General features: G+C 72.9%; 8 protein-coding genes. All 8 read right to left on the bottom strand.

Features of this window, described 5'->3' with window-relative positions:
• Nucleotides 1-554, bottom strand: a 554-nt coding sequence (locus ACZ4XD_RS36630) for a GntR family transcriptional regulator (RefSeq protein WP_468049794.1), incomplete at its 3' end; no start/stop codon positions are given.
• Nucleotides 555-601: 47 nt separating this feature from the next.
• The gene (locus ACZ4XD_RS36625) at nucleotides 602-1,984 is read right to left on the bottom strand and encodes an aldehyde dehydrogenase family protein (protein ID WP_468049792.1); all 1,383 of its coding nucleotides are present in this window, start codon (nucleotides 1,982-1,984) and stop codon (nucleotides 602-604) included.
• Complete coding sequence (locus ACZ4XD_RS36620; protein WP_468049796.1) at nucleotides 1,981-2,985, bottom strand: proline racemase family protein; 1,005 nt, start codon at nucleotides 2,983-2,985, stop codon at nucleotides 1,981-1,983. Before ACZ4XD_RS36620 ends, ACZ4XD_RS36625 begins: the two co-directional genes overlap by 4 nt.
• A gap of 31 nt (nucleotides 2,986-3,016) precedes the next feature.
• Entirely contained in the window at nucleotides 3,017-3,925 is a 909-nt protein-coding gene (locus tag ACZ4XD_RS36615; protein WP_468049790.1) for a dihydrodipicolinate synthase family protein, read from the bottom strand.
• 71 nt (nucleotides 3,926-3,996) lie between these two features.
• Nucleotides 3,997-5,460 carry an FAD/NAD(P)-dependent oxidoreductase gene (locus ACZ4XD_RS36610; protein ID WP_468049789.1) on the bottom strand — a complete coding sequence of 488 codons (1,464 nt, stop codon included), beginning with the start codon at nucleotides 5,458-5,460 and terminating at the stop codon, nucleotides 3,997-3,999.
• Complete coding sequence (locus tag ACZ4XD_RS36605) at nucleotides 5,441-5,755, bottom strand: (2Fe-2S)-binding protein (protein WP_468049787.1); 315 nt, start codon at nucleotides 5,753-5,755, stop codon at nucleotides 5,441-5,443. Before ACZ4XD_RS36605 ends, ACZ4XD_RS36610 begins: the two co-directional genes overlap by 20 nt.
• A 27-nt stretch (nucleotides 5,756-5,782) precedes the next feature.
• On the bottom strand, nucleotides 5,783-6,937 hold the full coding sequence (locus ACZ4XD_RS36600) for an NAD(P)/FAD-dependent oxidoreductase (protein ID WP_468049785.1): 1,155 nt from the start codon (nucleotides 6,935-6,937) through the stop codon (nucleotides 5,783-5,785).
• A gap of 154 nt (nucleotides 6,938-7,091) precedes the next feature.
• A partial coding sequence (locus ACZ4XD_RS36595) for a beta strand repeat-containing protein (RefSeq protein WP_468049783.1) occupies nucleotides 7,092-9,935 on the bottom strand: 2,844 nt, incomplete at its 5' end.

Here is a 9,935-nt window from a genome sequence, read left to right as displayed (position 1 = left end):
TCGGCCGACGGGATCAGCTCGCCCCGCTCGTCCAGGGCCGTGAGCCCGTAGAGCCGTGAGCGCTTGCGCAGGTCACCGACGGTCTCGACGAGACGGTCGTTGCCGCTGAGGCCGAGCAGTTCGAGGTGGAACTGCCGGTCGGCCTCCAGGTAGCCGATGAGGTCGTGGTCGCGCGCGGCGCGCACGATCTCCTCGGCGACCGGCCGCAGCGCCGCCAGCTCCGCACGGGCGGCGGAGCGGGTGATCCGGCCGACCATGGGAATCTCGATGAGCGCGCGGATCTCGGTGTACTGGTCGAGGTCGCGCTCATTGACCTCGGTGACCCGGAAGCCCTTGTTGCGGACGGGCTCGACCAGGCCCTCGCGCGCCAGGTCGAGCATCGCCTCGCGCACGGGCGTGGCCGAGATCCCGAAGTCCTCGGCCAGGACCGGCGCCGAGTACACCTCCCCCGGCCGCAGTTCACCGGAGATCAGGGCGGCTCGCAGGGCATGGGCGACCTGGTCGCGCAGCCGCTCCCGGGTGGCGTTGAGATCGCGGTGCTTCAGGTGCCCCATAGCGGTGGTGATCCCTTCCTGGCGGAGCGGATCACCAGCATACAATTTCACATTGTTCCCACGGTGGAGAGGGTGTACGTACGGCTGGAGGTGTAGAACTCCAGGGCGGCGCGGCCCTGTTCCCGCGGTCCGTGGCCGGATTCCTTGGCGCCGCCGAACGGCAGATGGAAGTCGACTCCGGTGGACGGGGCGTTGACTCTGATCATTCCGGTGTCGAGCTGGTCGAGCCCGTGCAGGACCGGGTCCAGACCGGCCGAGTGGACCGAGGTGACCAGGCCGTACGGGACCGAGTTGGAGATCCGGACCGCGTGGGCCAGGTCGTCGGCGGGCAGCAGCGCGGCGACCGGTCCGAAGACCTCCTCGCGCAGCAGCTGATGGCCCGGGGGCAGCTGCTCGACCAGGGTCGGGGCCGCGTACCAGCCGGGGAGGCCGGGCGCGGTGCCGCCCGCGAGGACCGAGAGGCCGTCCCGGGCGCGGGTGACCCGGTCGCGGGCCTGCTCGTTGATGAGCGGCCCGCATACGGTGGCGGGGTCGGCCGGGTCACCGACCGGCACCGCCCGCAGGGCTTCCGCGAGCGCTTCCCGCAGGGGGCCGAGCGCCGGTCCGACCGCGATCACCCGCCGGGTGGCGGTGCACTTCTGGCCCGCGTATCCGGCGATCGCGGTGGCGATATGGCGCGCGGCCTGCTCGATGTCCGCGTCCGGGAGGACCAGGGCCGCGTTCAGACCGCCCATCTCGGCCTGGACCGGGATGCCCCGGGCCGTGGCGGCCTGCACGACCGCGCGGCCGACGGTCGTCGAGCCGGTGAAGGAGACGACATCGGCGACGGAGACGAGGGCGTTGCCCTCGGTCGCTCCGCCGGGCAGCACGGTGCACACCCCGGCCGGCAGGGCCTGCTCGACGAGGGCGGCGAGGCGCCGGGCGCAGGCCGTCGCCTCGGGGGCGGGCTTGAGGACCACCGCGTTGCCCGCGGCGAGTGCCGGAGCCGCCTTCCAGCTCGGGATGGCGAACGGGAAGTTCCAGGGGGTGAGGAGGCCGGCGACCCCGTAGGGACGGCGGCGGGTCAGCAGCAGCCCCGGGCCGACGGCGGTCTCGTGCACAGCGCCGAGGGGTTCGTAGGGGGCCTGGGCGTAGTAGCGCCAGATCGCGACGCTTCTGGCGATCTCGGCGCGCGCCTCGGTGAGCGGCTTGCCCACTTCGCGTACGGCGAGCGCGGCCAGTTCGTCCGCGGCGGCCTCCAGGGCGGTGGCGACCGCGCCCAGGGCGGCCGAGCGGGCGGCGGCACCACCGGCCAGCCAGCCGGGCTGGGCCGCGCGGGCCCGCTCGACGGCATCCGCCGCGGCGAAGGCTCCGGGGGCCGGAACCGACACCAGTACATCGGACGGATCGGCCGGATTGCGGGAGATGACGGAAGAGACGGCGGTGGTCACAGGAGGAAGCCTCCGGGGAAGGGGTCGTCCGGGTCGAGGAAGTACTGGGCGGTACCAGTGATCCAGGCGCGGCCGGTGACGGTCGGCACCACGGCGGGCCGTCCGCCGACCTCGGTCTCGGCGACCAGCCGGCCGGTGAAACGGGTGCCGATGAAGGACTCGTTGACGAAGTCACGGTCCAGGGGCAGTTCACCGCGGGCGTGCAGCTGCGCCATCCGTGCCGAAGTGCCGGTGCCACAGGGCGAGCGGTCGAACCAGCCCGGGTGGATCGCCATCGCATGCCGTGAGTGGCGGGCGTCCGAGCCGGGGGCGGCCAGGTAGACATGCTTGACCCCGGCGATCTCCGGTTGCTCGGGGTGGACCGGCCGGTCCGGCGAGGCGTTGATCGCCGCCATGACGGCCAGTCCGGCGGCCAGCAGATCGTCCTTGCGGGCCCGGTCGAACGGCAGCCCCAGCGCGTCGAGTTCGACGAAGGCGTAGAAGTTGCCGCCGAAGGCGAGGTCGTAGGTGACCCTCCCGTACCCCGGGACCTCCACGGTGCGGTCCAGGCCGGCGCAGAAGGCGGGCACATTGGTGAGGGTGACCGACTTCGCCACCCCGTCCGCCACCTGTACGTCGACGGCGACCAGACCGGCCGGGGTGTCGAGCCGCACCGGGGTGACCGGCTCGGTCACCGGCACCATGCCCGACTCGACGAGGACGGTGGCGACCCCGATGGTGCCGTGCCCGCACATCGGCAGCAGACCGGAGACCTCGATGTAGAGGACGCCGTAGTCGGCGTCGGGGCGGGTGGGCGGCTGGAGGATGGCGCCGCTCATGGCGGAGTGCCCGCGCGGCTCGTACATCAGGAGTGTCCTGAGGTGGTCGAGGTGCTCGATGAAGTGGAGTCTGCGCTCGGCCATGGTGGCGCCGGGCAGCACCCCGACGCCACCGGTGATCACGCGCGTGGGCATGCCCTCGGTGTGCGAGTCGACGGCGTGGAAGACATGACGCGTACGCACCATGAGTCCTTTCGAAGCGGCACGGATGCGGTCAGTGGTGTCCGGCGGCCACGGCCTTCTCGGTGGCGGCCCGGACCTCGGCCTCGATCTCCCCGGTGAGCGGGGAGCGCGGCGGGCGGGCGGGGCCCCCGTGGCGGCCGACGAGGTCCATGGACAGCTTGATGCACTGGACGAACTCGGTCTTCGAGTCCCAGCGCAGCAGCGGGTGCAGGGACTTGTAGAGCGGCAGGGCGGTGTCCAGGTCACCGGCGACGGCGGCGTGGTACAGCGTGGCGCAGGTGGCGGGGAAGGCGTTGGGGTAGCCGGCGACCCAGCCGACCGCACCGGCCACGGCGAGTTCGAGCAGGACATCGTCCGCGCCGATCAACAGGTCGAGTTCCGGGGCGAGTTCGGCGATCTCGTAGGCGCGCCGTACGTCGCCGGAGAATTCCTTGACCGCGACGATGCTGCCGTCCTGGTGCAGCCGGGCCAGCAGCCCGGGTGTCAGATCCACCTTGGTGTCGAGGGGGTTGTTGTACGCGACGACCGGCACCCCCGCCTTGGCGGCCTCGGCGTAGTGGGCGCGGACGGCCGGTTCGTCGGCGCGGTAGGCGTTCGGGGGCAGCAGGAGGACCGATCCGCAGCCCGCCTCGCCCGCCTGCTCCGCCCAGCGGCGGGACTCGGCGCTGCCGTAGGCGGCGACGCCGGGCATCACCCGCGCGCCGTCGCCCGCCGCTTCGACCGCGGTCCGCACCACACGGGCCCGCTCGTCGTCGGTGAGGGTCTGGTACTCGCCGAGCGAGCCGTTCGGTACGACGCCGTCGCAGCCCTGCTCGATCAGCCAACGGACGTGCTGGGCATAGGCGTCATGGTCGACGGACAGGTCGTCACGCAGCGGCAGCGCCGTGGCGACCATGATGCCGCGCCAGGGGCGGGTGCTGTTCCAGGTGTGGGCGGTCATGCCGGTGAACCCTTCTGTAGCGTGTGACATTTTATTTAGTCGTCCGTGGCCGCCACAAGGGCGACCGGCGGTCAGTCGTCGACGGGCGGAGCGGCGGCCGGCCGGCTTGCGGCGGGGTCGTCGGCCGAGGCGAGCGCCGAGAGCGGAACGGGTACCGCGAACGGGCGGCGTTCGGCGAGTGGTTCCACCGCGCCGTCGCCTGCCGCGAGGCACGCCGCCGCCGTCCCGCACATCCGCCCCTGGCACCAGCCCATCCCTGCCCGGGTGAGGAGCTTGACGGTGCGGGCGTCACGGGCGCCGAGGCCGGTGACAGCCTCGCGGATCGTTCCGGCGGTCACCTCCTCGCAGCGGCAGACCTCCGTGTCATCGGTCAGCCAGCCCGTCCAGCCCGCCGCCGGTGCATGGCTGACGGCCATCGCCTCGGCGAAGGCACGCATCCGGTCCCGCCGACGCCGCAGCGCCCGTACGCGCCCTTCGTCGGCCGGACGCCCCTGGAGTCGGGCGGCTGCCGCGCGCCCGGCCAGTTCGCCTTCCACTCGGGCGAGCGGGGCGCCGCCCACTCCCCCGGTCTCCCCCGCCGCCCACAGCCCGCGTACGGAGGTTTCCTGAAGGGCGGTCAGGTCCAGGGCGGAGGTTCCGTCCGCGGTGCGGCGGGTGGCACAGCCGAGTGCGGTGGCCAGTTCGATCTGCGGGACCAGGCCGTGGCCCACCGCGAGGGCGTCGCATGCGATCCGCCGGCCCGTCCCTCGTACGGGCCGCCAGTCGCGGTCGAGCCGGGTGACGGTGACGGCCGCCACCCGGTCGGTGCCGTGCACCTCGGTGACCGCGCTGCGGGTGCGCAGCCGGACCCGGTGCCGCAGCAGGGCGGCCCCGTGGACCGCCGCCTCGACGAGCTTGTGCGGATTGGCGGCGAGCACGCCGGGGTGTCGTGCGTACCCCAGATAGCCGGACGCCTCGATCACGGCGGGGACCTGCGCACCGGCGGCGGCCAGCGACGAGGCGACCGCCAGCAGCAGGGGTCCGCTGCCCGCCACGACGATCCGCTTGCCGGGCAGCACCAAGCCCGACTTGAGCATGGCCTGCGCTCCCCCGGCGCCCACGACCCCCGGTACGGTCCAGCCGGGAAAGGGGAGTTGGCGCTCATAGGCGCCGGTCGCGAACAGGACCGTACGGGCCCGCACCCGGACCGATTGCTCCCCGGTGCCGTCCGGCCCGGTGACGGCGTGCGCCGCCCACAGCTCACCGTCCTCCTTCGTGACGGCCCAGACATGGTGCCCGGACAGGTGACGGACATCGCTCCGCTCCAGGCGCCGGCGCAGTGCGGCGAAGGCCGCCCAGTCATGGTGCAGGGCTTCGGGCCGGGCCGCGCCCACGGCCGGTGCCGGATGCCGGTAGAACTGGCCGCCGGTCTGCGGTGCGGCGTCCAACAGGGCCACGTTCAGGCCGAGTTCGGCGGCCGTGACGGCGCCGGCGAGACCGGCGGCCCCCGCGCCGATCACCGCGAGGTCGTACGGGTCAGACGCCGATGCGGGCATGGCCGTGTCCCTCCTGGGTGGTGATCACGTCGCCGGGGCTCGCGGGCACCAGACAGGCCCGGCGGTTGGGCTCCCCGTTGATGGTGGCGAGACAGTCGTAGCACTGCCCGATACCGCAGAAGGCACCCCGCGGGCGGCCGGTGGTGCGGGTGGTGCGCCAGGCGAGGATGCCGGCGGACCACAGGGCCGCGGCGACGGACTGGCCGGGCAGCGCGGGGACCGGACGGCCGTCCATCGTGATCTCGAACGATGCGCCGGGGTGCGCCCCGGCCAGTTCGGCGGGGGTACGGGCCACTGCGGGCCTCCTCTCGTAGCGGACGGGTCAGACGGCGGCTTCGAAGCGGGCGGGGCTGAACGGGCCCGGGTCCAGGGGCGGTTCGCCCCCGCTCAGGGACCGCGCGATGAGCAGCCCGGTGGCCGGGGCGAGGCCGATCCCCGCGCCTTCGTGACCGCAGGCGTGCAGCAGACCGGGCACCCGCGGATCGGGGCCGATGGCCGGCAGATGGTCGGGCAGGTACGGGCGGAACCCCACATACGTCCGCATCGCGCGGACCCCGGCGAGGACCGGGAACAGGGCGGTGGCCTGGGCCGCCAGGCGGCGCAGGACCTCGGTCGACACCGTCCGGTCGAAGCCGACCCGTTCCCGGCTGGCGCCGATCAGGACGGGCCCGGCTGCGGTGCCCTCGACCACCGCCGAGGTCTGGAGTGCCGCCGAGCCGCTGGCGACGTCGGCCACGTAGTCGGCCGCGTACACCTTGCGCCGTACCACTCGCGGCAGCGGTTCCGTGACGAGCACGAAGCCGCGGCGCGGCAGCACCGGGAGTTCCACGCCCGCGAGCCGGGCGAACTCGCCGCCCCAGGTGCCGGCCGCATTGACCACGTACGGGGCAGAGACCTCGCCGGCCGCCGTACACACCCCCCGCACCGCTCCGTCCGCCGTGGTCAGCAGGCCGGTGACCTCCTCACCGAGCCTCCGGCGCACCCGCTCACCGCCCGCGCGCAGGAGATGGGCGGCGGCCAGGGCCGGCATCACCTGAGCGTCCTGCGGATAGTGAAAGCCCCCCGCCAGGCCGGAAGTCAGATGCGGTTCCAGCTCCCGCAACCGGTCCGCGGGGATTTCCTCCGCCCGCACACCGGCCTTGCCCTGTCCGGCCGCGAAGTCCCGCAGGGCCCGCATCCCGGTTTCGTCGGCGGCGACCACGAGGCCGCCCTTGGGCTCGTACTCGATCTGCGGCGGGAGCAGTTCCGCCAGCTCCTGCCACAACCCGGTGGACAGCAGCGCGAGATCGAGTTCGGGGCCGGGCTCCTTGTCGGAGACCAGGAGGTTGCCCTCCCCGGCTCCCGTGGTGCCGCCCGCGACGGGTCCGCGGTCGATCACGGTGACGGAGAGGCCGGCGCGGGCCGCGTAGTAGGCACAGGCCGCGCCGACCACGCCCGCTCCGACGACGATGACATCCGAGCTGCTTCTCGTGAGCACGTCAGTAATATTTCACATTGCACTGACGCTGCCAAGGGTGACGCGTAGATCCGGTCGCAACTCCCCTGGATTCAGCGCCCGTCGTCGCGTCCGGATTCTTCACGACTCCGGCGGGCGCGGGTAAGTAACGGACGCGCCAACCGGACCACTTCCGTCAGTTCACCGTCTGGACCGTGGTTCCGGCGGACGGCGCGAAGCTGACGTCGCCGTTGTAGTTGCCGGTGACCAAGGAGGAGCCCTTCGGCAGCGGATTGAACGACGCACTGGCCGTGCCGCCGACCAGAGGCACGGTCAGGGGAGTGCGGCCCGTGATGGCGAGGGTGACGGTTCCGGTAGGCGTGCCCGCTCCGGGGGCGACGGGAACCACGGTCGCGGTGACCGTGATCCGGTCACCCGTCGTGGCGGGGTTGGGCGTGGAGACCACGGTGGTGGTGGTCGTGGCCCGGTTGACGGTCTGGGTGTCGGTGCCGGTGGAGCCGTTGAAGCTGGCGTCCCCACCGTAGGTGGCCGTGAGGGTGAACGGGCTCCCGGTGGTGGTCGTGTAGGCGTGGGTGACGGTGGCGATCCCGCCGGAGAGGGTCGCGGTGGCGGTGCTGGTGCCGTCACCGAAACTGAAGGTGACCGTGCCGGTCGGCGTACCGGAAGCGGAAGAGACCGTCGCCCGGACGGTCACCGTCCCGCCGGACACCGAGGGGTCGGGAGAGGAGGTCACCGTGGTGGTGGTCGCGTTCTTGGTGAGCGTCTGGGTGTCATTGCCGGTGGAGGCCGCGAAGTTGGCGTCCCCGTTGTAGGTGGCCGTGACCGGGAAGGGGCTGCCGGACCTGCTGGCGTAGGTGTGCGTGACGGTCGCGGTACCGCCGGAGAGGGTGGCGGCGCCGGCGCTGGTGCCATCACCAAAACTGAAGGTGACCGTACCCGTCGGAGTACCGGCCCCCGGCGCCACCGCGGCAACCGTCGCCGTCAACGTCACCGCCTGCCCCGCCACCGACGGATCCGGCGAAGAAACCACCGCCGTCGTCGTCGCCGCCCGGCCCACCGTCTGCGCATCACCCCCACTCGACGAGGTGAAGCCGGCATCCCCGTTGTAGGTCGCCGTAAGGGGGAAGGGGCTGCCGGACCTGGTGGTGTAGGTGTGGGTGACGGTCGCGATGCCGTCGGAGAGCGAGGCCGTGACGGCCGCCGTGCCGTCGCCGAAGCTGAAGGTGACCGTACCGGTGGGGGCGGCGGCCCCGGGCACCACGGAGGCGACCGAGGCCGTGAGGGTGGTGGGCTGGCCGACGACCGTGGGATCGGGCGAGGAGATGACCGCCGTGGTGGTGGCCGCCTTACCGACGGTCTGAGTGTCACTCCCGCTCGACGAGGTGAAATTCGCATCCCCGTCATACGTCGCAGTGATCGCGAACGGACTCCCCGCCGTACTCCCATACGTGTGCGTCACCACCGCCAGCCCATCGCTGACCGGCGCCGTCAACGTCGGACCGCCATCACCGAAGTTGAACGTGACCGCACCCGACGGCGCCCCCGCACCCGGCGCGACCGACACCACCGAAGCCGTCACCGTGGTCAACTGCCCCACCACCGTGGGATCCGGAGAAGACACCACCGAGGTCGTCGTCGCGGACCTGCCCACCGTCTGGGTGTCACTCCCGCTCGACGAGGAGAAGCTGTCGTCCCCCTCATAGAGCGCGGTCACCGTGTAGGGACCGCCCGCGGCCGTGTAGGTGTGGGTGATCCGGGCGACCCCGTCGGAGAGCGAGATCGTGGTGGGCGGAGTGCCGTCCCCGAAGTCGAAGGTGACCGCGCCGGTCGGCACCCCGGCACCCGGTGCGACCGGTGCGACGGTCGCGGTGAGGGTCACCGGCTGGCCGACCACGGACGGGTCCGGCGCGGTGACCACCGTGGTCAGTGTCGACGCCGGATCGACCGTCTGGCTGTCCGTGCCCGAGGAGGAGCTGAAGTTGGCGTCCCCGCTGTAGAGCGCGGTCACGGTGTACGGGCTGCCCGTCGCGGTGGTGTAGGCGTGGGTGACGGCGGCGACCCCGCCGGAGAGCGAGGCCGTGACGGCCGCCGTTCCGTCGCCGAAGCTGAAGGTGACCGTTCCGGTCGGCACCCCGGCGCCGGGCGGGGTCGGGGCCACGGTCGCGGTGAAGGTCACCGACCGGCCCGTCACCGAGGGGTCCGGCGAGGAGCTCACGGTCGTCAGTGTGGTGGCGGCGCTGACCGCCACCGTGTGGACGTCGGTGGCGGTGGCGGTGGCGAAGTCGTCGTCACCGTGGTAGGTGGCGGTGACCGTGTAGGGGCTGCCGGTCGAATTCGCGTAGGCGTGCGTCACGGTCGCCGCGTCGGAGACGACCGGTGCGGTGACGGGCGCGGTGCCGTCGCCGAAATCGAAGGTGACGGTCCCGGTGGGGGTGCCCGCGCCCGGGGGAACCACGGAGACCAGGGCGGTGAAGGTGACCTCCTGTCCGGCCACGGACGGATCCGGGGAGGAGAACAGGGACAGGGCGGCGGCGGCCTGGCCGACGGTCTGGCTGTCGGTGCCGGTGGAGGGACCGAAGTCGAGGTCCCCGCTGTAGTCGGCCGTCACGGTGTACGGGCTGCCGGAGGTGCCGGTCCAGGTGTGCCGCACGGTGGCCACACCGGCGATGACCGTGGCGGTGACGGCGGGGGTGCCGTCGCCGAAGTCGAAGGTGACGGTGCCCGTGGGGGTGCCGGCACCCGGCACGGCCGCGGAGACCGTCGCGGTGAGGTCCACCGGCCGGCCCGTCACCGAGGGATCGGGCGAGGAGGTCACGGTGGTCGTGGTCGCGGCTTGGGCGACGGACTGCGTTCCGGTCCCCGTGGAGGGGCTGAAATCGGCGTCCCCGCTGTACTCGGCCGTGAGGGCGTACGGGCTGCCGGAGGTGCTCGCCCAGGCGTGGGAGACGGTGGCGGTGCCGTCCGTCACGGGTGCGGTGACGGACGGGGTGCCGTCACCGAAGTCGAAGGTGACCGTACC

This window comes from Streptomyces sp. NPDC029466 (assembly GCF_055574515.1).
This window is presented reverse-complemented; position numbering and strand designations above follow the sequence as displayed.